This window comes from Natribacillus halophilus, assembly GCF_900100185.1.
GTDB lineage: Bacteria > Bacillota > Bacilli > Bacillales > Marinococcaceae > Natribacillus > Natribacillus halophilus.
The window spans coordinates 218,628-241,958 of record NZ_FNEN01000003.1 but is presented as its reverse complement, the minus strand read 5'-3'; the positions used below and the strand labels follow the sequence as shown (position 1 = coordinate 241,958).

Here is a 23,331-nt window from a genome sequence, read left to right as displayed (position 1 = left end):
TGCCATGTCAATGGATAACCCCATCGCTCTTGTCACCCGCGCAAAAGCAGATGGTGTGGCTGACCCCCTCGTTTCGCAATTGCAAGCGTTCGAAGTGCCTGTAGAGCATATTCCCCTCGTGAGCCAGCAAATCCTCGATAATCATGGAGACATTCCGGCTGCGAAAGATGTCGACTGGCTCGTGTTTACGAGTGCGAATGCCATCTATTATTTTGCTTCACTGCTTGACACAGAGGAATGGATCGCCTCCAGTGTGCGTGTCGCCGCAGTAGGTCCAAAAACCGCGGAAGCCGCGTCTTCAGCCGGTTTTAAAGTTGAGGTTGTGCCGGAGGAATACTATACGGGTGAAACGCTCGCCCATGCCTTGGGGAATGCGATTCGCCCGGAAGAGACTATCGTCATCCCGAAAAGCAAACAGGCCAGGCCTTACCTGCCAGACTTTTTACGCGAGCAAGGGGGTCACGTCATCGATCCCGCTCTCTATGAAACCGTTCCACGCTGTGATAATACCCCTGAATTGGAAAAATTTTTAAAGGATCACCCACAAACAACGCTTACGTTTACGAGCCCGAGCGGTGTGGAGGCTTTTAAGACGATGCAACCCAGTGGTGCGGCGTGGCCTGCCCTCTGCATCGGTACGGTTACCGCAGATGCAGCGTTGGCGGCAGGGTTTTCGCAAGTGAAAACGGCTTCTTCCTATACGTTTCAAGCATTGGCAGAACTGGCTGCCAATTTTCATTATGGAGGTGAGTGATCAGTGAGTAATCTTCAGTTTGACCGGCATCGGCGTTTGCGCATGACGAGTGCTTTACGCGATCTCGTCCGGGAAACGGCCGTAACGAAGGATGATTTGATTTATCCCGTATTTGCCGTTGAAGGATATGACACGAAAAATGAAGTGCCGTCGATGCCCGGCGTTTATCAATACTCTCTTGATCTTTTGAAAGAAGAAATCGATGATGTCGTGGAGCGCGGCATTAAGGCCATTCTTTTATTCGGTGTGCCCGCTCACAAAGACGAGGTTGGAAGTAACGCCTATGCCGAGAACGGTATTGTCCAGCGCGCGATTCGTGAATTGAAAATCAGGCATCCGGAGCTGACGATCATCGCTGACACGTGTTTGTGTCAATTTACGGATCACGGTCATTGTGGGATCATTGAAGAGGGGCATATTTTAAATGATCGATCTCTCGATTTGCTTACGAAGACAGCCGTCTCCCAGGCGGAAGCAGGGGCGGATGTGATCGCGCCATCGAACATGATGGACGGCTTTGTCACGGCGATTCGCCACGGCTTGGACGAAGCGGGTTTCGTGAATGTGCCGCTGATGTCTTACGCTGTCAAATATGCCTCGGCTTTTTACGGTCCCTTTCGTGATGCCGCCCATAGTTCTCCATCGTTTGGGGACCGGCGCACGTACCAGATGGACCCGGCCAATCGGGAGGAAGCATTACGCGAAGCTGCGTCTGACAATCGGGAAGGGGCCGACTTTTTAATCGTGAAACCGGCGCTTTCCTATTTGGATGTCGTCCGTGATGTCAGGGCTGAGTTCAACCGCCCGGTGGTAGCCTATAACGTCTCCGGGGAATATGCCATGATCAAGGCGGCCGCCGCCCAGGGTTGGCTCGATGAAAAAGAAACGGTGATGGAAAAATTAACGAGCATGAAACGCGCAGGGGCGGATGTGATCGTCACGTATTTTGCCAAAGACGCGGCGCGCTGGATCGACGAAGGATAGAGTCAAAAAAGCGTCGAACTCAAAAATGGAGGGTGATAGAATGCGGACATTTGAACGATCGGAGCAAGCGTTTCGGAAGGCCGAACCCCTTATGCCCGGAGGGGTGAGCAGTGCCGTTCGGGCCTATAGATCGGTGGGCATGGACCACGGCATTTATATGGACAAAGGGGAAGGACCTTATATTACAGACCTCGATGAGCAAACGTACATCGATTACGTTTTGTCATGGGGCCCCCTTTTGCTTGGACATGCCGATCCCGGCGTCGTGAGTCGTTTACAGGAAATGGCGGCTTTCGGCACAAGTTTTGGTACTTCTCACGAAATGGAAACCGCACTCGCCGAACTCGTGATTGAGCGCGTTCCATCCGTTGACGTTGTGCGTTTTGTCAATTCCGGCACAGAAGCAACGATGAGCGCGCTGCGACTTGCCCGTGGGTTTACCGGACGCAGTAAAATCGTAAAAATGGAAGGCTGTTACCATGGGCATGGCGATTCCCTGCTCATTAAGGCTGGCTCCGGTGTCGCCACGCTGGGATTACCGGATAGCCCGGGTGTCCCCGAGGGAACGGCAGCCCAGACGCTCACGGTGCCTTATAATGATTTGGAAAGCTTGTCGCTCGTGTTTGAAGAATACGGCGATGACATAGCAGGTGTTATCCTCGAACCTGTCGCCGGCAATATGAATGTTGTGACTCCGGAGGAAGGCTATCTCGAAGGTGTTCGCAAGATTACAGAAGATTATGGGAGCCTGTTGATTTTTGATGAAGTCATGAGCGGTTTTCGTGTCGGCTATCATTCGGCTCAGGGAAGGTTCGGGGTCACCCCTGACCTTACCACGCTAGGCAAAGTGATTGGCGGCGGCCTGCCCGTTGGAGCCTTTGGCGGCAGACGCGATATCATGGAACAAATCGCGCCGGTCGGTCCGATTTACCAGGCCGGAACGTTGTCGGGGAACCCACTTGCCATGACGGCAGGGTATGAAACGTTGTCGCGCGTAACCGTTGAAGATTATGAGCAATTCGAACGACGGGGCGCTCGTCTTGAAGACGGTCTGCGCTCGGCAGCCGAAAAACATGGTATCCCCCACCATATTAACCGGGCAGGTTCGATGATCGGCCTCTTCTTTACCGATGAATATGTGAAAAACTTTGAGACCGCACAAAGCGCGGACCTGACGTTATTTGCATCCTTTTTCCGGGAAATGCTGCAGGAAGGCATATCCGTGGCTCCATCCCAATTCGAGGGCATGTTTCTGTCCACAAAGCACAATGACGAGATTATCGAAGAAACGATTGCCGCCGCGGAGCGGGTGTTCGCGAGGATCGGAGAATAATAGAATAAGGAGGGCTGTTCCGATTGGGGCAGCCCCTTTTTAATAGAGAGCGACTGTGAATCGCCCCAAACCGAGCGTTCGCCGATAAAATTAAGAGATCGCTGATATATTTAAGATTTCGCTGATAAATTGGCAAGGTCGCTGATAAAAATTGAACGAGAAAAGCGGATCACGGCAAAATCGTGCAAAGCTAGCGTGCTGAGGTATCACGTGAGGGGAGTGACACCATAAATCGAGTGAGATCATCGCCCAAAGGTCTCACTCGACGGGAGTGACGCCAAAACAGAGTGAATTCAACTTCGAGAGGTATCGGCCCAAATTTCGAAAATATGAAACAAGCGAAAGTGGCCGAGCCCCATCCCACCATTACTGAAGAAAACCAGTCATAACCGTTGAAGATGAAACATACTTTGATACTGGACTGTATTTTAACGAAGAGGGGGTACAAACTGTGACCCAGGAACAACCAACGTCTTTGACTTTCAACCTTGAAGAAGCCGTATGGCTTGATCAGGGTGAACGTATTCAAACGATTCTCGGGTTGGAGTTGGAACCGGATATCACGATGCAAGAGGATGACCAGGAAGTTCTTATCCAGGGGGGCTTGCACCTCGTCGGCCAGTATCAGCCTTATGACCACAGTGAAGAAGAAACATATGATGAACAACAAAGCGTGCCGCAAAGGGCGGATAGCTTGAGCACTACGGATACGGGGGAAAGAGAAATCAAGCATTTTTTTCCTGTCGATGTAACGATTCCGCTCCATCGCATTCAAAGTCTGGACGACTTGTACGTGCAAATCGACAGCTTCGATTACGATCTTCCGGAACCGAGTTGCATTCAGTTAACCGCCGATGTGACCATTTCGGGGATGAAAGAAGAAACCCAAACAGAGCGAGCGGTCAGTCCCCCGCCAACACCTTTTCCGACCTTTACGGACGAGGCCAAGGCATCACCGCCTGAGGAAGAAACCGAATCTCACGATTTTGCTGAAGCAGACACCCGTGAAAAAAAAGAGGAAGACCATGAACGAGGACCGGACGTGACCTTTGATAAGCAGGAACCGCAAAAAGAAGAACCGGCTCCGGCACATGACGAACCTGAAGAATCGGAACGGGAACTGTCACCCGCGTTTCTCACGCCAGTGAGCAACGCAGAATCGTCATCTGCAGAACAAGAGCAAGAAGAAACCGCGACAGATGTCGTACAGGCTGAAGAGGAAAGCGACGAAGCAGAGGCAACGGAAGATGAAGCCGTCACCACTGAGTCCAAACGGGATAACGCCCTGTATCTAACCGAAATATTCGGGAATCGGGAACATGAATCTTTTACAAAAATGCGGATGTGCATCATTCAGGAGAATGAGTCCTTAGATAAGATTGCCGCTCGGTATGGTTACTCTGTTCAACAGCTGCTCAGGTGGAACAAAATGGATATTAATCATGTCGATGAAGGGGAAATCATCTATATCCCGGTGCAGACATCGAATGAATGATGTTCTCTCGAATATAGGCTACAAAAACGCGGACTGGTCATGGATAAGTGAACGTGTCATCAGAGTGCAGGACCAGGATGGTCCGGTTGCACTCAAGCAATGGCAACGCAGCGCCGAGGAACGCGAACATTTTTTGCATCATTTACGTTACGCGGAACGTGCCGGCATGCAAGGTATCATCCCTCTTAAACCGGTGAGGGGTGATACGCCTATGTTTGAAAGCGCCCGGCATGTCTACTATTTCGAACCATGGATCGAGGAACCAACGGTAACATCTTCCCGGGAAAAGGAACTCAAACTGTTGGCGGTCCTCGCCGGTAATCATAAAATCTCCGAAGATGAAGAAGAGATGCAAGAGGAGGAATGGTTCGCGTATAAACAAGAAGTACAACATACATGGCACCAGGAACAACTCATGATGAACCGACTGGCTGATCAATGTGAGCAATCAAGATTTTTATCTCCGTTTGAACTTACCTTTTTACAGGGGTATCCTTTTTTTGAAAATATGTTCAAAGATATGCGGCAAGGCTTTCAAACCTGGGCTCGCCAAGTACAGGAGAAAGGGGTTCGCCGTTTTGCTTTTTGCCATGGTTTCCCTACGTTGGATCATGGACTCATTTCCGCTGATGGAAATGCCTATTTTACGAATTGGGAAACGAGTGGCCCCGGGCATCTTGCCTTTGATCTTGCCTGCTTTTATCGGGATCTATCCAGACGTCAACCCTTTCATGCCCTGGACAGCAAGAGGCTTTATGAAACCTATGAAGCTTACGGACCGAGCTGGAGTGAAGCAGATACCGGCCTTTTAAAAGCCCTCATGCTTACCCCGAGACCGATTTTGGATTTTGCCGATACGTACGCCCGGGAACCCTACCGGTATGCCGAACATCAGTGGACGGCCATGCTTGCGGCCAAAGTGAGCCATTTGCGCTATTTACGGCAAATGATACAGTGGAAGGAAAAACAGGAAGCGGCCATGAAAGGTTCGTAGCGCAAATACGCCAACCGCCATGGCCGTTTTTGCTTGGCAGATACATGCATAAGTGCAACTAAGGCTGTCGCCAGGCTTGGCGATAAGCCAAGTTTTCTTTAATTAGCTTGTACCAACGACTTAACAAAACGGTTTTTTTCGGAAAAGCCAGTAAAGGGACACCAATAATATTAATAGAAGGACATCGAAAGTCGTCGGTAAAAAAATCGTGCGGAGGGCCTGGAAACAAATGAGCGGCAATAAAATTTGGGCGGCGGCCCACCGCCATTTGATGACCCACGGGGGTTTCTTTTTTTTGTATGGATAACCTGGGGGTGATTTATAATAATGGCGCGACATGGCAGGAAGCCTTCCTTTCTGTCTCATTAATTCATCTTATGAATACCGACCGCGATTTGATAACTGTCATTTGACGAATCCGGTGCGGTTGCGTAAAATAAACATAATCAAGATGTTGAGATTAAAAAGCGATGCGTGGAAGTAGTATGCGCGATCCCTTTACAGAGAAGGAACCCGCGGCTGGAAGGTTCCCGGGGGCTCTCGCGTGGAAGTCGTCCACGAAGCTGCTGTTCTGAAAAAAGTAGGAATAGCCGTTGGCAACGTTATCGCTGCCAAGAGTGTATGAATCATTATTCATAAACAAAGGTGGTACCGCGAACGCTTTCGTCCTTTGAGGAGGAAGCGTTTTTTTGTTTATATAAAAAATTTCATGGAGGTTTACAGATGAGTGAAATGGCAAGTAAATATGTTCCACAAAAAACAGAAGCAAAATGGTATCCCTTCTGGGTGAACAACGGGTATTTCGAAGCGACAGAGCAAGGCGAACGCAAAGGCGAACCTTTCTCGATCGTCATCCCGCCGCCGAATGTGACCGGTCGCCTGCATCTCGGCCACGCCTGGGATGTCACCCTGCAGGATATCATTGCCCGTCAGAAACGAATGGAAGGCTATGATATGCTGTGGCTGCCGGGTATGGATCATGCCGGTATCGCCACGCAGGCGAAAGTGGAAGCGCAGCTGAAAGAAAAAGGCCAGGACCGCCACGAGCTGGGACGGGAAAATTTTCTCGAGGTGAGCTGGGACTGGAAAGAGGAATACGCGAACTTTATTCGTGATCAATGGGCGACGCTCGGTTTGTCCCTCGATTACACGAGGGAGCGTTTTACCCTTGATGATAGCCTTTCCGACGCGGTTCGTGAAGTTTTCGTCCGTCTCTATGAAAAAGGACTTATCTATCGGGGGCAATATATTATCAATTGGGATCCCGAAACCCAGACCGCCCTTTCCGATATCGAAGTGGAGTATAAAGAAGTGGAAGGGTCCTTTTACCACATGAAATATCCGCTTAAAAGCGGGGATGGGCACATTGAAGTGGCAACGACCCGCCCGGAGACGATGCTCGGCGATACCGCGGTGGCTGTCCATCCGGAAGACGAGCGTTATCAATCCCTCATCGGGGAAACGGTGATCTTGCCGATCGTCGGCAGGGAAATGCCGATCGTCGCTGATGAGTATGTAGACCGGGAGTTTGGGTCGGGAGCCGTGAAAATCACCCCTGCCCACGATCCGAACGACTTTGAGATGGGAGAGCGCCATGGGCTGTCACGCGTTCTGGTTATGGATGAAGCGGGCGTCATGAACGAAAATGCCGGCGATTATCAGGGGCTGGACCGGTTTGAATGTCGCGAGCGAATCGTCCGGGATTTACAGACAGCAGACACCCTTTTTCACACAGAAACACATACGCATTCGGTCGGCCATTCGGAACGCTCCGGCGCGGTAGTCGAACCGTATTTATCCACGCAATGGTTCGTGGATATGAAACCGTTGGCACAAGCGGCGATAGATGTGCAAACAAAAGCGGACGAGAAAATCCACTTCGTGCCGTCCCGTTTTGAGCATACGTATTTGCAATGGCTGGAAAATATTCGCGACTGGTGTATCTCCAGGCAGTTATGGTGGGGCCATCGGATTCCGGCCTGGTACCATAAGGAAACTGGAGAGATCCATGTCGGAAAGGAAGCACCCGCCGACAGTGAGAATTGGGAGCAGGACGAGGATGTGCTCGACACGTGGTTCAGTTCCGCCCTGTGGCCGTTCTCGACGATGGGGTGGCCGGATACGGAAGCGGAGGATTTTCAGTATTTCTATCCGACGAACGTACTTGTCACCGGTTACGACATTATTTTTTTCTGGGTGTCCCGGATGATTTTCCAGGGTCTGGAGTTTACGGACCAGCGGCCGTTCCGCGACGTACTCATCCACGGACTCGTTCGCGATGCCGAAGGGCGCAAAATGAGCAAGTCTCTCGGCAATGGGGTTGACCCTATGGACGTTGTGGAAAAATATGGGGCGGACGCCCTTCGTTTCACATTGGCAACAGGGACGTCGCCGGGTAATGACTTGACGTTTCAATGGGAAAAGGTGACGGCAAACTGGAATTTTGGCAACAAAATCTGGAACGCGGCCCGTTTTGCCATCATGAATATGGAAGGTTTCACTTATGAAGACATTGATCTCAGTGATGTGACACTGACGGCTGATCGCTGGATTCTGACGAAATTGAAGCACACCGTCTCCCACGTCACCCGAATGCTGGACCGTTATGAATTCGGGGAGGCAGGCAAGACGCTTTACAACTTTATTTGGGAAGACGTCTGTGATTGGTATATTGAGATGGCCAAACTGCCTCTTTACGGCGAAAAGGAAAAAGATAAACAAACCGCCCGTTCGGTACTCGCCCATGTGCTTGACGAGACGATGCGTCTGCTCCACCCGTTCATGCCGTTTTTAACAGAGGAGATTTGGCAGTACCTCCCGCACACCGGAGAGACGATCACCCGCGCGCCGTGGCCGCAAGTGGACGAGGCCCGTATTGACGAAGAAGCGCTCCAGGATATGGAATTGTACCAGGCGGTCATTCGCACGGTCCGCAACACCCGCGCAGAAATGGACGTCTCCCCGCGTAAAGACATTCCGCTCTATTTAAAGCCGACGGCTACAGAGGCAAACGAGCGCTTGACCCGCGGGCGGCGTTACCTCGAATACTTTTGCCAGACAGAAACGCTTGCTATTTCCACCGAACTTGAAGCGCCGGATCAAGCGGTGTCACACGTTCTGAGTGGTCTTGAACTATACATCCCCCTGGCGGGACTCATCGATATACGCGCGGAACTCAAGCGTCTCCAGGCTGAAAAAGAAAAAATGGATGCCGAAGTCGAGCGTCTGGACAAAAAACTGGCCAATGAGGGCTTCGTCAATAATGCTCCTGACCATGTCGTACAGGAAGAACGGACCAAGCACGGCGATTATACGGAAAGACGCAGGAAAATTATCGAGCGCATGAGCGAACTGGAGAAGATGGGATAAGTATGGAAACCTATGCTGACGTTATGACATGGCTACAAGCCCATCGCACCTTTGGTATTAAACCGGGACTGAAGCGCGTGGAGTATTTATTGGCGGCGCTGGAGAACCCCGAGCGTCGCCTGCTCTCGATTCATATTGCCGGCACGAACGGTAAAGGATCAACGCTCGCGTATGTTCGGGCTATTTTACAGGAATCAGGCCTGGAAGTGGGCACCTTTACTTCGCCTTATATCGTTCAGTTTGAAGAGCGAGTCAGTGTCAACGGCACGCCCATCCACCGCGAGGATTTCGTCTCCGCCGCGCGTGTCGTTGCTCCCCATGCGCGGGCCCTCGCGGACACAGAATGGGGGCCGCCTACGGAATTCGAACTTTTAACGGTGATCGCGATGTGGCATTTTGCCAAAGTCGCTGTGCCTGATATTGTTATCTGGGAAGTAGGACTCGGTGGTCGCCTGGATGCCACGAACGTGATTCAACCGATCTTAACGGCGATGACGAATATCGGGATGGATCACATGCATATCCTCGGCTCGGATCTGCAAGCGATTGCAGGTGAAAAAGCGGGCATCATGAAACCGGCGGTCCCTGTGATTACCGCTTCGCAAAAAAGTGAGGCGGCTGAAGTCATTCGCGTTCATGCCAGGGAAAAACGCGCCCCTTATTACGCCCTTGATGACCATTTTGAGATAACCGCCGGACAGATTGCAGAAGACGGCGGCACATTATCGGTACGCACCCCTTTTCATCATTATCATGACCTTTATGTTTCCCTGCGCGGGCAACATCAGCTTGAAAATGGCGCCGTGGCGGTTATGATCGCTGATTATTTAAGGGTATACCGATCTTTTCCCATCGATGAGGCCTCGGTACAAAACGGTTTGGCGCAGGCGTACTGGCCGGGGCGACTGGAAATGTTGCATACGACGCCGCCGGTGTTGGTCGATGGCGCCCACAATCCCGAAGGCATTGCTCGACTGGCCCGCTTTCTCGAGGAGATGTACGCGGATAAGGATATTCATATTTTAACAGCAGTGACCGAAGAGAAAGACAGCGCGGTGATGTTTGAACCGTTGCTGGCATTGCAGCCCAAAAGTTTTGCGATCTCGACCTTTGCCCACCCGAGAGCCGCAGATCCGAATCACTCGCCGTTGAACGCGGAAATTTTTATGGACTGGAAAGAGGGATATGACGAGTTGCTCCGGCGTGTCAATGTTACGGGTATTATTGTGATTACAGGGTCTTTATTCTTCATCTCGGAAGTGCGCGCGCATTTGCTATAAAGTTTTTTCAAAAAAAGCAGGAAAAACGGCGAAAACGTCGAATACTATGTGGAGAGTGGTTTTGGTTATTTTGGTGTTTGAGAAAAGGGGCTATGTTTGCTTTTTGATGTGATCGTATTTTTGCTGCTCGGTCTTGTGCTCGGATCTTTTTTCCAGGTGGTCGGTATGCGTGTGCCGTCAGGGGAACCGTTCGCCTGGAGCCGGTCCGTGTGTCCTCACTGCAGGACAACGTTGCAGGCGCGTGACCTTTGGCCGGTTCTGTCTTACCTTTTTACCATGGGGAAATGCCGCTATTGTGGCACGCGTATATCTGGACAATATGTCCTTGTCGAACTATCGACCGCTTTCTTGTTCGTTCTCGCTTACTTCCGCTATCAATTTACCCTTGATACGATGTTGGCTTTGCTCGTCCTCTCGCTTGTGATGATCGTCACCATCACTGATCTTCGTTATATGCGCATTCCAAATGCGATCCTTCTCTTTTTTGCTTCCTGTTTGCTGTTGATTCGTATATTTGTCGCCCCTTATGACCCGTGGTGGGATCCGTTTTTGGCCGCGCTGCTTAGTTTCAGTGTTCTGTATGGCGTTATGATCATGAGTGGCGGGGGGCTGGGCGGCGGGGATGTCAAATTGTTTGCCGTCCTTGGGCTCGCCTTTGGTCTCTGGGATTTGCTGCTCGTCTTTTTTCTCTCGACGCTGTTCGGCACTTTGAGCAGTTTAGCCGCTTTTGCGAGCGGGCACTTAAAAAGAGGTCAAGCCTTTCCATTTGCGCCGAGCATCGCGCTGGCAGGCATTGTCGTCTTGTTCATCGGGGATTGGTTGTGGGGCTTGTATCCGGTCATGTAAATTTGTCGGATCTTTGCAAACGGTGAGTGACAAATCTCTGCTTCCTTCTGCTTTTGGCTGTGGTAACGTTTATACCTCAGAGTTCTGACTGAGGAGGAGGCTGAAATGGCACACCATCACCGGAAAACGACATTTAAGATTAATGGAAAAGAAGTAAATCCTCGTAAAGAAGATACGGATGAAAAAGAAGGCGGCGAACAAAAAAATAGCGCCGGGAAAAACGATGATCGGGAACAGCGATCACGGGACGTCATCGACCTTGGCTTCAAGCGCAAGGAATGGGAAGAGCGAGATCGACAGTCACAAATGACAAGCCCGGGGCTGCCCGTGCACCGAAAAAAGAAAAAAACGACAGAAACCCTCCCGAAAAGACGTTGGTCCGTTCGACACTGGAAAATACCGGCATTGATTATCGCTGCCCTGTCGGTAGGTTTAATGTTTGGCTTGCCTTTGCTGCAACTCGCCACAAATTTTTCACTGTCTTCGGAAGTTGATACGACAGGGAATGTGAGGGGCGGAGAGGGGAGTCCTATGGCTGCCGACGAAGAAGATTCCCACGAACAATTACAAGTGGATATTGTACAGGCAGGGGTTTTTTCCACGGAAGAAGCCAGCCGGGAGATGGAAGAAGCGTTTTCGGAAGCCGGTTTTCCAACGGTATGGCATGAAAATGACGATATGGTTTATCTATATGCCGGCATGACCGCCCATGGCACTGCGGAAGATGAAGTGCTTCCGGAAGTAGACGACGCGGGTTTGGAAGGATATGTAAAAACGTTGGCGATTCCCATTGCGGCGGAGGGCATGGATGCGGAAACCCAACAGGCGGCCAATGATATAGGCGAAACGTTATTAACGGGGCTGGAAGCGACGAGACCCGGTGCAAGCGCGGAAGAAGAGGAAGCCGGCCTCGACAATATGGACATGGATCCGTTGCTGAATGAAGATGATGAAGAAGCGGAGGTGCTCTCCGGAGCTCTGCAAGGATTGGATGAAGAAGAAAATGCCGATGATCACGAGGCATGGATGGAAGCGACCTTGGCGTATGAAGAATGGACCAACAGCTTCCAGTAGCGAAAGGATTTTTAAATGGATGAACCCAGATTGATACTGGCGTCTGTCTCTGCGCGGAGGCAACAGCTATTAAGCCAACTCGGCTATGCGTATCGTATCGACGTCAGTCATCGCGAAGAGCCCTTCATAGGGGGATTATCACCTGAGGACAATACCAGACTTCTGGCAACGGGAAAAGCTGAAGAAGTGGAAAGGCGCAACCCAAGGGCTGTCGTTCTCGGAGCGGATACCATCGTCGCCCTGGATAACGCTCCGCTCGGAAAACCTGCAGATGAAAGCGAAGCTATTCATATGCTCACACAGTTATCCGGTAGAACCCATGACGTCTATACGAGCGTTTTTATCACAAACGGCATAAACATCCGGACGTGTACGGAAAAATCAACCGTTCATTTTCACGCTTTAGAAAAGGAATGTATTCAGGCGTATGTCGAGACGGGCGAGCCGATGGATAAAGCCGGTGCTTACGGCATTCAGGGCAAGGGCGCGCTGTTTGTCGAAACCATTACGGGCGATTATTACAACATCGTTGGTTTGCCTGTCTTCAAAGTTACGCAAATGCTGGCATATTTTCACATCTACCCCCAATGGGTGAAAAAATAGAATAATGAGGTGAAGCATTGATACAGACCCCCGCACTAAAAACCCCACTCCCTTTACGGGAAATGCCCCGTGAACGACTCACGCAGGAAGGAGCGGAGAACCTTTCCAACCAGGAACTTCTTGCGATTTTACTGCGAACCGGCACGCCCCATGAAACGGTTCTGCAGTTAGCCTCCCGGGTGCTTTCAGAATTTGACGGCCTTATGATGATTAAGGATGCGAGCCTCGAAGAATTGCAGGCGATCAAAGGCATCGGACAGGTGAAAGCGATTGAATTGCGGGCCGCCCTGGAAATCGGGAAACGCATTCATACCTCTCAGCACGGAGAACGCTATGTCATAAAAACCCCCGAAGATGTGTCCGAGTATGTGATGGAAGATATGCGTTTTCTTAATCAGGAGCACTTCGTCGCCATTTATTTAAACACGAAGAATCAGGTGCTGTTCAAAAAGACATTGTTTATCGGCAGTTTAAATGCTTCGATCGTCCACCCGCGGGAAGTGTTTAAAGAAGCCTTGCGACGATCGGCAGCATCCGTTGTTTGCCTGCATAATCATCCATCGGGCGACCCGTCCCCGAGCAGGGAAGATCGGGAAGTGACTAAACGTCTGGTGGAATGCGGCAAAGTCCTCGGCGTCGAGGTGCTGGACCATATTATCATCGGCGATCGGCGCTACAGCAGTTTACGTGAACATGGGATCATTCCATAGATGAAAAATCAGCGCGTATGCGCTGGTTTTTTTCGGCAGGAGGGGCGATATCGATCTAGCACAAACCCGCCTTTTTTAAACATCTTTCAAAAACATTACCTCTCCTTTCCCTGTTCTTATACTTATATAATAAGGAAAATGACCTAGGATAATAAGGGGGAGTGTTCGTTAGTGTTGTCGACCACAAAAACTAGAAGAACAATCCCTAAATGTAGCCGAAGCGGAAGCAACACCGGCTGGTCACTTGCCGCTGTCATAGTGTAATCTATAATAGTGTGAGACGATTTGAGGAAATTTATGAAAGCTTGATGAAATGCTATGTTTTTCGGAAAAAGTTGCGTATAATAAGGATGGGAAATTTAGATGCCACGAGCAAATTTTCTTAACAGGAAGCACGACCATTATGGGGTTGTGCTTAGAACGTCATGTTCAATAAAATAAGGAAATGTAACGTTTTTTCTTTAAAAACGACAATTATGAATAGGGTACATGAAGGGAGACACATAGATGTTTGGTGGTTTTTCAAAGGATTTAGGGATTGATTTGGGAACAGCGAATACACTTGTCTACGTGAAAGGCAAGGGTGTTGTCGTCAGGGAACCGTCGGTCGTGGCTACGCGTTCCGACCTGCAGACCATCGAGGCAGTAGGAAACGATGCCAAAAACATGATCGGACGGACGCCCGGAAATATCGTAGCGGTGCGGCCGATGAAAGATGGGGTCATTGCCGACTTCGATACGACAGCGACCATGATGAAATATTTTATACGCCAGGCTCAACGAAACCGCTCGGTGTTTACGCGTAAGCCGAATGTCATGGTTTGCGTCCCGTCCGGCATTACGGCCGTGGAAAAAAGAGCGGTGGAAGATGCGACGAAACAAGCCGGTGCCCGCGAGGCCTACACGATTGAAGAACCGTTCGCTTCGGCCATCGGTGCCGACCTTCCGGTTTGGGAACCGACCGGGAGCATGGTCGTCGATATCGGCGGTGGAACGACAGAAGTCGCGATCATCTCACTCGGAGGGATTGTGACGAGCCAATCCATTCGCGTTGCCGGGGATGAACTGGATGAAGCCATTATTCAATACATTAAAAAAACGTACAACCTCATGATTGGCGAACGTACGAGTGAAACCTTAAAGATGGAAATTGGATCGGCGGGAGAACTGGAAAATGTGAGCAGCATGGATATTCGCGGTCGGGATCTCGTTTCAGGATTGCCGAAAACGATCACGATTGACTCGGATGAGATCTCCCATGCATTAAGGGATACGGTGAATACGATTGTGGAAACCGTGAAAGCGACGCTGGAACGCACGCCGCCGGAATTGGCCGCTGATATTATGGATCGGGGTATTGTCTTGACAGGAGGAGGCGCTCTCCTGAACGGCATTGATAAAGTGCTCGGGGCCGAGACGGAGATGCCGGTGCTCGTCGCAGAAGAACCATTGGACAGCGTGGCTTTAGGTACGGGCAGAGCGTTGGAAAACCTGCATCTTTTCAGGTCGCGCGAAGGCATTACGGCACGTTCAAACCGTAAGTAGTTCTGTCAATGCTGGCATTGATATTCGTCGAATCACCGACGGATCAATGTCTTATTTTCATCCCTGATGGTAAATTTTCACCTCCAAGAAGGAGGACTGTTCAGAAGAAGTTAATTCTAGAAGGTGTCATCCATGCCCCATTTTTTTTCGAATAAGCGTTTGATTATACTCATGGTAAGTATCATTATACTTGTTATTTTAGTGGGCTTAACATTGAATGAACGAGAAGAGGTCACATGGCCGGAGCAGTTTGTTAATGATAGCGTCGGTGTCGTACAATCCGCCTTTCAACGCCCGGCGAACTTTGTGCGGGGGGTCTATGATGACATCGTTAATGTGATCAATGTTTATGAAGAAAACGAACGATTGAAATCCCAAATGGACGATTATGCAATGCTTTCTTCGGAGGTCGATGGCCTGCGACAGGAAAATGCCAGTCTGTTGGAAGCCCAGGAGATGAGCGAGAGTCTCGGTGATTATGCAAGTTTGAGCGCACTTGTAATCGAACGCCAGCCTGATCACTGGACGGAAACGATCGGCATTAATCGCGGTTCTCAACATGGGATTGAGAATGATATGGCTGTGATTACCGCTGAGGGGTTGATCGGCCGCATTCAACATACCGGAATGTTCACCTCGCAAGTGCAATTGTTATCCGACGGGGAGCGTATGAACCGCGTTTCAGCACAAGTAACCACCGAGGAGGAAGAGTCGGTCTACGGCTTTATCGATGGCTGGGATGATGAGGAAGACGCGTTTGTTTTGAGCATGATCGATGCGGAAACAGATGTTGCCGAAGAGCAATCGGTTAGCACGTCCGGATTAGGGGGGCTTGGATTTCCCGCTGATCTGCCCATAGGCGAGATTACTGCGATTGAAACCGACGAATACGGATTAACATTGAATGCCTATGTTGAACCTGCCGCCGATTATCATAATATCGAACATGTTATGGTTCTTGACCGTAATAGCCCCGTTCTCGAAGATTTTGAAGAAGAAGAGTCCGACGATGAGGATGAAGAAGCGGTTGAAATTGATCCGGAAGGGAGCACGGATTGATGCGTTACTTGCTCCCTGTACTTATCGCCTTCGTGTTCTTGTTCGAAGGAACATGGTTTCAAGTTTTATTTCCTGCAACCGGTGAGATTGTATGGGTTCCGCGCTTTGCTTTTGTCATGGTTGTATTCGTGTCCATATACAAAGGAGCGGTGCCGGGACTCATTTATGGGCTGATTCTCGGTTTTTTTCAGGATGTCGTCTATTCTTCGCTGCTGGGGATTTATATGTTTTCATTCGCCTTTCTCGGTTATAGTGGCGGGATCTCCTATGAAACGGTGAAAAATCGTCCGTTGCTTGTCATATTGATCGTTATTCTGGTCGTGAGTGCCCTGGAATACCTTACGTACGGCATCTATCACTGGATCGACTATACGTCGATACCATTTACCGAGTTCGTAACGCAACGCTGGGTGCCTTCCATGATATTAAATGGCGCTTTTGCTATTCTCATCTTCACCCCCATGCGCAAGCTCTTTAACAGACTGCAACAGGAGGAACGATTAAAACAAGTATGAATACAGGGGAAGGAAAAAGGTCATGACATATCGAATATGTAAACAGGAAGGAATCGAGGTGAGCTCGTGAAAACAAGCTTCTCCAATCAATTGGTGACGATCAAGGGGACAAAAGAAGGACTGGTCATTCATCTTGATGATAAGTGTTCATATGCGGAGCTTATTCAGGAATTAAAGGAAAAAATGACGGAAAGCAGGATAGGAAGCGAACATGATAAGGGACTTCATGTTCATGTGCGCGTGGGGAAGCGCTATGTCGATGTTGAGGAACGCCGGGAAATCCAGGCGACGATTGAGCAGCCAGGTACGATTATCGTCAGTGATATCACCTCTGAGGTCATGACAAAGACAGAGGCCCTGGAAATAAAAGAGGACGAACAAACCCATTCATATGCCCGTCTCGTTCGTTCGGGCCAGGTCCTTAGCGTCAAAGGGGATTTACTGATTCTCGGCGATGTCAACCCCGGGGGAACGGTCGAGGCAAGCGGGGATATTTATGTGCTGGGAGCCCTGAAAGGAACGGCACGTGCAGGGGTCGAAGGAGATGAAGCCGCGGTTATAGCGGCCTCCGTACTTTTGCCTGCGCAGTTAATGATTGCCGATCGTTTATACTTAACGAGCCTCACCCGCACGGAGCGGGCAGAGGAAGCCGCCTATGCCAAGCCACGGTATGCTTGTATCAAACAAGAAGAGATCGTGTTCAATCACATGAGCAGCCTGGCGACTTTAAGAAAACAAAGAACCGCAAACGCGTAAGGAGGGGATATTGTGGGAGAGGCTATCGTCATAACATCCGGCAAAGGCGGTGTCGGGAAAACAACGACATCGGCCAATATTGGAACAGCCCTGGCATTGCAGGGAAAACAAGTTTGCCTCCTGGACACAGATATCGGCTTAAGAAATCTTGACGTCGTCATGGGTCTGGAAAATCGAATTATTTATGATCTCGTCGATGTTCTGGAAGAACGATGCAAGCCGCAACAAGCATTAATCAGGGATAAGCGTTTCGATTGCCTGCATTTGCTCCCCGCGGCGCAGACGAAGGACAAGTCAGCGATTACGCCGGAAGAAATGGCGGCCATTGTCAATGAACTTAAACCTGATTATGACTACTTAATCATCGATTGCCCCGCGGGCATTGAACAAGGTTTTCGAAATGCGGTCGCCGGCGCCGATCAGGCTATCGTCGTCTCGACCCCCGATACGGCAGCCGTACGTGATGCCGACCGCATCATCGGACTACTGGAACAAGAAGATATCCCCGCGCCGAAGTTGGTTGTTAATCGGGTACATAAGCAATCGTCCAACAAAAAAGATGAGGACATGCTTGATGTCGATGACGTCGCTTCAACGCTTGCCATCGACCTACTCGGGATCGTCTTCGATGATGAAAGTGTTCTGCGAGCCGCGCATAAAGGAGAACCCGTGGCGACGACCCCGAATACAACGGCATCCCTCGCATACCGGAACATTGCAAGACGTATTCTCGGTGAATCCGTCCCTCTTCTCTCGGTTGAAACGAAAACGGGCTTTCTCGCGAAAGTGAAAAAATTGTTCGGGATCGAAGCTTAGAAGGTGATTTGGACTCAGAGTGTATTCTGGGTCTTTTTTTGTGCTCGTGAGAAATAACGCGCGGTTGGAGCACTTTTTCTTTCATTAGACCGTGATTCACGTCCCAACGAATGCGGTTGGAACACTTTTTCGGTTATCGCACTGGGATTTACGTTCCAACGGTGCGTTTGAGGGGTCATCAATCGGTTCTTCCTCCGCTTCGACCACCTCGCATGCCGTTTCCCCACATATGTGGCCGATGTTTCGCGCTCTTGGTGTGCAGTCATAAATGAAATACAAAATCAATCGTCAAGTCAGTATATATTTTTTCGTGCGTGACGTGAATTGAAATACGTTGTGTTATAATTCAATCAAAATATAAGTGAGAGCGCTCCCGTATGCCTTTGAGAAAGGAGTGTGACGAAGTGGAAAAACTTTTGAAGGAGATTGACGAGTTAAAAAAACAATTGGATGAAAAGCGGCCCCTCCCCCCCGAAACTTTGCAAAATTTAAAAGAACATTTGCTTGTCGAATGGACGTATCACTCCAACGCTATCGAGGGGAATACTTTGACTCTGGCAGAAACCAAGGTTGTTTTGGAGGACGGTATCACCGTCGGCGGGAAAACGATGAGAGAACACTTGGAAGCGATCAATCACAAAGAAGCGATTCTTTATTTGGAAGAAGTGATCCGAAGAGGAGAACAATTAACTCAACATACCATCAAAACGATTCATAGCCTTATTTTGCGGGGAATTGACCGTCAAAATGCGGGAACGTACCGAAAAACAAACGTCGTGATAAGTGGTGCGGAACATAGACCGCCGGATCCCGTCATGGTCCAAGAGCAGATGGACGATTTAATGGTTTGGTATGAAGACAATGATCACCATCCTGTGCTTAGGGCGGCTATTTTGCATAGTGCATTCGTGAAAATTCATCCCTTTATGGATGGGAATGGTCGGACGGCCCGATTATTGTTAAACCTGGAACTTATGAGGTCAGGATACGTTCCCATAGTGATTCACAATCATGAACGATTGGCTTATTATCGCGCACTGGATCAATCTCATACAACCGGAGACCATTCCGACTTTGTGGAGATCGTTGGCAGTAATCTAAAGGAAGCATTGCAATTCTACCTGGAGTTTGCGTAAACACACATATCCTTGTCCTTCCGTTCATACCATGTACAAAACGTATGAGGAGCGGGGGTAAAGCTTATGGGCCGGGATATCGATCGTGTGCGCAAAGAGTTGTCCAAAAAACGCAGGCAGGAACTGCCCGGAAAGAAAGAATCAATCCCGAAGGAACAAAAACCTTATGTCGGCTATTATCAAAGCCGCGAGGAAATGAACGAGCACGAGCCCGAGTTCTACTTGTGGAGAGATCGTGATATAAAGCCCGCGATAAGTACTCGCAAAGAAAAGGTGAAGCAACGTTTTTTCATACAGTGGCTGGGCGCGCTAGCCCTTTTTTTACTCACCGCCATGGTCGTGCAAACGGACATGCTCTTTGACGATGCAAGGCAGACGGCGGTGAATATGTATGAAAATGAATTTCAGTTCGCGGCTGTCTCCAACTGGTATGAATCGCAATTCGGCCGTCCGCTTGCTCTTTTCCCGGAAGACCAGAGCGAGGAAGTGGAGACGGTTGATTCTGAAGGTTATGCATTACCTGCGGCTGGTGCGGGTATTGCTGAAAGTTTTTCGGAAAACGGCCGTGCGGTTGTCCTTGAAACGATGGAAGATGAGCAGGTGACGGCCACTCGCGGTGGTGTTGTCATTCAGGCCGGGTCCGATGAAGACTGGGGACAAGTCGTTGTCGTGCAACATGACGATGGCACGGAAGCCTGGTATGGGTCGCTTGATGCCATTGACGTCGGATTATATGATCATGTTGGCGCAGGCGATTTATTGGGGAACGTGACGATCGCTGCAGACGAAGAGGGGGGACGGTTCACATTCGCCATTCGTGCGAATGATGAATACATCGACCCCGGTGAAGTGATGACTTTTGATTAACCTCCTGCTGCTCGTGCGTGTTCATCCACTCTTTTGGGTTGTCATCGCGCTGGGGGTTGCCACCGGTTATTTTCGCGAACTGTTGATGCTGTTTGTCATCGTTTGCTGTCATGAGCTCGGCCACGCGGCAGCCGCCAAGTATTTTGGCTGGCGATTGCGAAAAATACAATTGCTTCCTTTCGGGGGCGTTGCAGAGACGGATGAATACGGGAATCGACCGTATCACCAAGAGCTGATTGTACATTTGGCCGGGCCTTTTCAACATCTCGTCCTCATCGTTTTTTCCTGGGGGGCTGTTACGTTCCTCCCCTTTTGGACGATGAGCGACCATCATACCTTTTTATTCCATAACAGCGCGCTGTTACTGTTTAATTTACTCCCGATTTGGCCTTTGGATGGAGGGAAAATATTACAATTGCTTACGTGCAAATTTCTTCCGTATCGTGAAGCCCAGACATGGTCTTTGCGTTTTTCGTTCGGTTTTCTTACGATTGCTGCTCTCCTGACGGCCATCTGGTATCCGCTCCACCTGCAGTGGTGGCTGATTATCGGTTTTCTTGCGATCGCCCAATATATGGAGTGGCGCCAGCAACCCTATGGGTTTTTGCGTTTCATACTGGAAAGGCGCCTGCTGCGCCGAAAAGAAACAGATAAAAAGGTGATTACCAAGGTTTCTTTCAGCGAGAGCGTTCATACTTCCTTGCGCCGTCTGTACAAAGGCAAAGAAACCGTTTATAAAATTATCGAGAATGGCGAAACGATCGATGAAGCCGATTTGATTGAGTATTGGTTTAACACCCGGGAGAGCCATGCTGCAATCGGAACGCTTGCGAAAGGGTAAAAAACCGCTTCTCACAAGGGATCGACCCTTTTTCCCTTTGACAACCACTCGGCCTTGTGATAATATATGCATGTTGTTTGGAACCTCCAAACTGCAACCGCACAGGTAAGGTTGTAAGCTGAAGCTATGGCACCTTACATGGCGAGTCTGAGAGAAACAGGAGGTGCAGGACGTGTACGCGATTATTGAGACAGGCGGCAAGCAGGTAAAAGTCGAAGAAGGCCAATCGATTTTTGTGGAAAAATTACCGGCCGACGCCGGCGATGATGTCACTTTTGACAAAGTGCTTTTTATCGGAGGAGACGAAGCAAAAGTCGGTGCTCCTTACGTTGATAATGCGAAAGTAGCGGGAACCGTTGAGAAGAATGATAAAGGCAAGAAGATCATCGTCTACAAATTCAAGCGCCGTAAAGGTTACCGTCGTAAACAGGGCCATCGCCAGCCTTACACAAAAGTAACCATCAACAGTATTCAGGCTTAAGGATGCCTTGTGATGATACAAATGACGATTGTGCGCGATAGAGAAGATCGTACGATACAATCCTTCACGCTGTCCGGGCACGCCAACGCCGACGAGTACGGGGAAGACATCGTTTGTGCCGGTGTGTCCGCGGTTGCCATCGGAACGGTTAACGCCATCGAAACCTTATGTGCATCCCCGCTAGCGGTTGAGCAAGCAGGGGATGGCGGCGGGTATTTGCAAGGCGTCGTTCCCGAAGGCTGGGAAGGCCGGGAGGCCGAGGACGGCCAACTATTGCTGGAAGGCATGCTCGTGGCCATCCAGGGCATTCAGGTATCATACAGTGATTTTATACAAGTAACCGAACGATAAGGAGGTGCAGAACAATGCTTAACATGGACTTGCAATTTTTCGCTCAGAAAAAAGGGGTTGGGAGCACGAAAAACGGTCGTGATTCCATTGCAAAACGCCTGGGCACAAAGCGCTCCGACGGTCAGAACGTGAACGGCGGATCCATCCTCGTGCGCCAGCGCGGAACGAAAATTCACCCCGGAGTAAACGTCGGCAAAGGCGGCGACGATACTTTGTTCGCGAAAATCGACGGCAAAGTGAAATTTGAGCGTATGGATAAAAAACGTAAACAAGTAAGTGTTTACGCGAAGGAAGCGTAAATGTCTCCATGATGAGACTCTGGCCGCTGGCCGGGGTCTTTTTTAGCAGGTAAGAAAGTATAAACCACTTTCTTATCCTGCATAAGTGCAACTAAGGCTTTCGCCATGCTTGGCGATAAGCCAAGTTTTCTTTATATTAAAAAAACCGAGTAGAAAATCATCTGCCCGGTTACCAAACCGCATCCAAAACGTTTCCGTCAAATACGTTTGTGTCGATGTTACAGATCTCATCATCCAGTCCGTACTGCCAACCGGCAAGCAGGGAACCTTCCGGATAATCGGGGTCATAAGCCGGTGCGTCTTCTTCGCTGGTGATGCCGACGTTCGGTGATGACGTCCATACGTACATTTCATCGAGTAAATCATCGTTTTCGTCAGCAGCAGCTTCAAAAGCGTTATAAACTTCTTCGTCGGGATCAAATATGCCGTAGATGCCGGATTCGTATTCGGAGTCCATCAGCGCGTCATGCCACCCTAGTATAAACGCGCTGTCAACGGGATAGATGGGTTCTACGTTGATGAAAAGTGCGACATCTTCGGGAATCCCCATCTCTTGAGCCATTTCTATCGCTTCATTGGCTTCGCTTTCTCCGTGGTCATAGCCGGTGACGTCGGTCGTATGGTTCCAAATGACGAGGGTTTGAATATCATTCTCCTGCAACAAGTCCATTTCTTCATCGGTAATACCGTAGGAGACTCCTTCGTTATCGCCGAGGTAACGGCCCCACACTTCAGGGTCGCCGTAATTGTCTGTGACACATTCGAGCATCGCCTCATCAGTCACACTCGCCGAATCAACCCCCCAAACGGTGTCAGGTGTCTCCCCGTTATCATTGCCGTTCCCGTTTTCTCCGTTATCGTCGTCATTGCCGTTCCCGTTCCCATTGCCGTTCTCGTCTTCACCGTTCTCGCCGTTCCCATTCTCTTCTCCGTTTCCGTTTCCATCCTCATTGTTCGAAATGTCATTGGATATATTGACATCAACACTGACGTCGATATTGTTGTTCACCTCGTTATCAATGTCACTTTTTTCATCGCCACTGATATTGTTTTCAATCGAATTGTCAATATCGACATTTTCCCCGTCAATGTTATTGTTGATATTGTTATCAATACCGTCTGCTTCATTATTGGTGATCGCATAGACGGATAGCGTGAGAACAACTAAAACGGCAAACGTTGCAATGCTCAGAAGAAACAGTTTGCCTTTTTGTGCATACATT

24 protein-coding genes and 2 other annotated features are annotated in these 23,331 nt (G+C 49.7%); of the genes, 22 read left to right on the top strand and 2 right to left on the bottom strand.

The features are described 5' to 3' along the window. The first annotated feature begins 4 nt into the window (after positions 1-4). The 5 genes from BLS58_RS05595 (at position 5) to BLS58_RS05575 (ending at position 5,560) form a co-directional block, all read left to right on the top strand. Positions 5-754, top strand: coding sequence for a uroporphyrinogen-III synthase (locus BLS58_RS05595; protein WP_090396837.1), 750 nt, complete (start codon positions 5-7; stop codon positions 752-754). A gap of 3 nt (positions 755-757) precedes the next feature. Beyond that, entirely contained in the window at positions 758-1,738 is a 981-nt protein-coding gene (hemB, locus tag BLS58_RS05590) for a porphobilinogen synthase (RefSeq protein ID WP_090396833.1), read from the top strand. Positions 1,739-1,778: 40 nt separating this feature from the next. Beyond that, positions 1,779-3,071 (top strand): glutamate-1-semialdehyde 2,1-aminomutase, encoded by a 1,293-nt coding sequence (hemL, locus tag BLS58_RS05585; RefSeq protein WP_090396831.1) that lies wholly within the window; start codon positions 1,779-1,781, stop codon positions 3,069-3,071. Positions 3,072-3,522: 451 nt separating this feature from the next. Further along, positions 3,523-4,566, top strand: a complete 1,044-nt coding sequence (gene spoVID / locus BLS58_RS05580; protein WP_176764630.1) for a stage VI sporulation protein D — start codon at positions 3,523-3,525, stop codon at positions 4,564-4,566. Then, complete coding sequence (locus BLS58_RS05575; RefSeq protein ID WP_090396827.1) at positions 4,559-5,560, top strand: protein kinase family protein; 1,002 nt, start codon at positions 4,559-4,561, stop codon at positions 5,558-5,560. The genes spoVID and BLS58_RS05575 overlap by 8 nt, the downstream gene beginning before the upstream one ends. Before the next feature lie 120 nt (positions 5,561-5,680). On the opposite strand, the gene BLS58_RS17950 is transcribed toward BLS58_RS05575, so the two are convergent. Beyond that, positions 5,681-5,899, bottom strand: a complete 219-nt coding sequence (locus BLS58_RS17950; protein WP_090396825.1) for a hypothetical protein — start codon at positions 5,897-5,899, stop codon at positions 5,681-5,683. A gap of 122 nt (positions 5,900-6,021) precedes the next feature. Beyond that, positions 6,022-6,234, top strand: a binding site (T-box leader). 49 nt (positions 6,235-6,283) lie between these two features. Here BLS58_RS17950 and BLS58_RS05565 point away from each other — a divergent pair. From BLS58_RS05565 to rpmA, 17 genes are all read left to right on the top strand, one after another. Further along, positions 6,284-8,929, top strand: coding sequence for a valine--tRNA ligase (locus tag BLS58_RS05565; protein WP_090396823.1), 2,646 nt, complete (start codon positions 6,284-6,286; stop codon positions 8,927-8,929). Positions 8,930-8,931: 2 nt separating this feature from the next. After that, positions 8,932-10,209 carry a bifunctional folylpolyglutamate synthase/dihydrofolate synthase gene (locus tag BLS58_RS05560; protein ID WP_090396821.1) on the top strand — a complete coding sequence of 426 codons (1,278 nt, stop codon included), beginning with the start codon at positions 8,932-8,934 and terminating at the stop codon, positions 10,207-10,209. A gap of 96 nt (positions 10,210-10,305) precedes the next feature. After that, entirely contained in the window at positions 10,306-11,055 is a 750-nt protein-coding gene (locus BLS58_RS05555; RefSeq protein ID WP_090396819.1) for a prepilin peptidase, read from the top strand. 105 nt (positions 11,056-11,160) lie between these two features. Then, positions 11,161-12,129: a hypothetical protein gene (locus BLS58_RS05550; RefSeq protein ID WP_090396817.1), complete on the top strand. Its 969-nt coding sequence runs from the start codon at positions 11,161-11,163 to the stop codon at positions 12,127-12,129. Positions 12,130-12,144: 15 nt separating this feature from the next. Further along, a complete protein-coding gene (locus BLS58_RS05545) occupies positions 12,145-12,732 on the top strand; it encodes a Maf family protein (RefSeq protein WP_090396815.1) in 588 nt (195 codons plus the stop codon). A gap of 17 nt (positions 12,733-12,749) precedes the next feature. Then, positions 12,750-13,442 carry a RadC family protein gene (gene radC / locus BLS58_RS05540; protein ID WP_425433668.1) on the top strand — a complete coding sequence of 231 codons (693 nt, stop codon included), beginning with the start codon at positions 12,750-12,752 and terminating at the stop codon, positions 13,440-13,442. Positions 13,443-13,949: 507 nt separating this feature from the next. Then, positions 13,950-14,987, top strand: a complete 1,038-nt coding sequence (locus tag BLS58_RS05535) for a rod shape-determining protein (protein WP_090396813.1) — start codon at positions 13,950-13,952, stop codon at positions 14,985-14,987. A 132-nt stretch (positions 14,988-15,119) separates the two neighbouring features. Beyond that, positions 15,120-16,046, top strand: coding sequence for a rod shape-determining protein MreC (mreC, locus tag BLS58_RS05530; RefSeq protein WP_090396810.1), 927 nt, complete (start codon positions 15,120-15,122; stop codon positions 16,044-16,046). Then, a complete protein-coding gene (mreD, locus tag BLS58_RS05525; RefSeq protein ID WP_090396808.1) occupies positions 16,046-16,561 on the top strand; it encodes a rod shape-determining protein MreD in 516 nt (171 codons plus the stop codon). The genes mreC and mreD overlap by 1 nt, the downstream gene beginning before the upstream one ends. Positions 16,562-16,627: 66 nt before the next feature. After that, on the top strand, positions 16,628-17,317 hold the full coding sequence (gene minC / locus BLS58_RS05520; RefSeq protein ID WP_090396805.1) for a septum site-determining protein MinC: 690 nt from the start codon (positions 16,628-16,630) through the stop codon (positions 17,315-17,317). Positions 17,318-17,329: 12 nt separating this feature from the next. Next, a complete protein-coding gene (gene minD / locus BLS58_RS05515; protein ID WP_090396804.1) occupies positions 17,330-18,133 on the top strand; it encodes a septum site-determining protein MinD in 804 nt (267 codons plus the stop codon). Between the two features lie 377 nt (positions 18,134-18,510). Continuing rightward, the gene (locus BLS58_RS05510; RefSeq protein ID WP_090396802.1) at positions 18,511-19,269 is read left to right on the top strand and encodes a Fic family protein; all 759 of its coding nucleotides are present in this window, start codon (positions 18,511-18,513) and stop codon (positions 19,267-19,269) included. A gap of 66 nt (positions 19,270-19,335) precedes the next feature. After that, positions 19,336-20,136, top strand: coding sequence for a M23 family metallopeptidase (locus BLS58_RS05505; RefSeq protein WP_090396800.1), 801 nt, complete (start codon positions 19,336-19,338; stop codon positions 20,134-20,136). Beyond that, entirely contained in the window at positions 20,129-20,977 is an 849-nt protein-coding gene (locus BLS58_RS05500) for a M50 family metallopeptidase (RefSeq protein ID WP_090396798.1), read from the top strand. The genes BLS58_RS05505 and BLS58_RS05500 overlap by 8 nt, the downstream gene beginning before the upstream one ends. 85 nt (positions 20,978-21,062) lie before the next feature. After that, positions 21,063-21,136: a sequence feature (ribosomal protein L21 leader region), on the top strand. A 13-nt stretch (positions 21,137-21,149) separates the two neighbouring features. Further along, on the top strand, positions 21,150-21,458 hold the full coding sequence (rplU, locus tag BLS58_RS05495) for a 50S ribosomal protein L21 (protein ID WP_090396796.1): 309 nt from the start codon (positions 21,150-21,152) through the stop codon (positions 21,456-21,458). 12 nt (positions 21,459-21,470) lie between these two features. Further along, positions 21,471-21,809 carry a ribosomal-processing cysteine protease Prp gene (locus BLS58_RS05490; protein WP_090396794.1) on the top strand — a complete coding sequence of 113 codons (339 nt, stop codon included), beginning with the start codon at positions 21,471-21,473 and terminating at the stop codon, positions 21,807-21,809. 14 nt (positions 21,810-21,823) lie between these two features. Then, positions 21,824-22,108: a 50S ribosomal protein L27 gene (gene rpmA / locus BLS58_RS05485; protein WP_090396792.1), complete on the top strand. Its 285-nt coding sequence runs from the start codon at positions 21,824-21,826 to the stop codon at positions 22,106-22,108. Positions 22,109-22,277: 169 nt separating this feature from the next. Here rpmA and BLS58_RS05480 read toward each other — a convergent pair whose 3' ends face one another. Continuing rightward, positions 22,278-23,330, bottom strand: a complete 1,053-nt coding sequence (locus BLS58_RS05480) for a glycoside hydrolase domain-containing protein (protein ID WP_090396790.1) — start codon at positions 23,328-23,330, stop codon at positions 22,278-22,280. Position 23,331 lies beyond the last annotated feature (1 nt).